The sequence below is a fragment of the Gordonia neofelifaecis NRRL B-59395 genome, assembly GCF_000192435.1.
Taxonomy (GTDB): Bacteria; Actinomycetota; Actinomycetes; order Mycobacteriales; family Mycobacteriaceae; genus Gordonia; species Gordonia neofelifaecis.
In genome coordinates, this window is record NZ_AEUD01000043.1 from 1 (window position 1) to 1206 (window position 1206).

Here is a 1206-nt window from a genome sequence, read left to right on the forward strand (position 1 = left end):
TGAGCTGGTGGTGGTCGCAGAGACCAGAGAGAAGCGACTGTTTACTAAAAACACAGGTCCGTGCGAAGTCGTAAGACGATGTATACGGACTGACGCCTGCCCGGTGCTGGAAGGTTAAGAGGACCGGTTAATCACCTTCGGGTGGTGAAGCTGAGAATTTAAGCCCCAGTAAACGGCGGTGGTAACTATAACCATCCTAAGGTAGCGAAATTCCTTGTCGGGTAAGTTCCGACCTGCACGAATGGCGTAACGACTTCTCTGCTGTCTCAACCACAGGCTCGGCGAAATTGCAGTACGAGTAAAGATGCTCGTTACGCGCGGCAGGACGAAAAGACCCCGGGACCTTCACTATAGCTTGGTATTGGTGTTCGGTGCGGTTTGTGTAGGATAGGTGGGAGACTGTGAAGCCGGCACGCTAGTGTTGGTGGAGTCGTTGTTGAAATACCACTCTGATCGTATTGGGCTTCTAACCTCGGACCCTGATCGGGTTCAGGGACAGTGCCTGGTGGGTAGTTTAACTGGGGCGGTTGCCTCCTAAAGTGTAACGGAGGCGCCCAAAGGTTCCCTCAGCCTGGATGGCAATCAGGTGTTGAGTGTAAGTGCACAAGGGAGCTTGACTGTGAGACGTACATGTCGAGCAGGGACGAAAGTCGGGACTAGTGATCCGGCACCGGCAAGTGGAAGCGGTGTCGCTCAACGGATAAAAGGTACCCCGGGGATAACAGGCTGATCTTCCCCAAGAGTCCATATCGACGGGATGGTTTGGCACCTCGATGTCGGCTCGTCGCATCCTGGGGCTGGAGTAGGTCCCAAGGGTTGGGCTGTTCGCCCATTAAAGCGGCACGCGAGCTGGGTTTAGAACGTCGTGAGACAGTTCGGTCTCTATCCGCCGCGCGCGTCTAGAAACTTGAGGAAACCTGTCCCTAGTACGAGAGGACCGGGACGGACGAACCTCTGGTGTGCCAGTTGTTCCGCCAGGAGCACTGCTGGTTGGCTACGTTCGGAAGGGATAACCGCTGAAAGCATCTAAGCGGGAAGCCTGTTCCAAGATGAGGTTTCTCACCCACCCTTGTGGTGGGGTAAGGCCCCCTACAGACTATGGGGTTGATAGGCCAGAACTGTAAGCATAGTAATGTGTTCAGGTGACTGGTACTAATCGGCCGAGGACTTACCAACAACACTCACCAACATTGTTTTTCGGATTCA

At 54.3% G+C, this 1206-nt stretch carries 1 rRNA gene; it reads left to right on the top strand.

Going from position 1 to position 1206, the window contains the following annotated elements:
* Positions 1-1176: ribosomal RNA gene (locus tag SCNU_RS19890) — 23S ribosomal RNA — on the top strand; the annotation flags it as partial.
* Positions 1177-1206 lie beyond the last annotated feature (30 nt).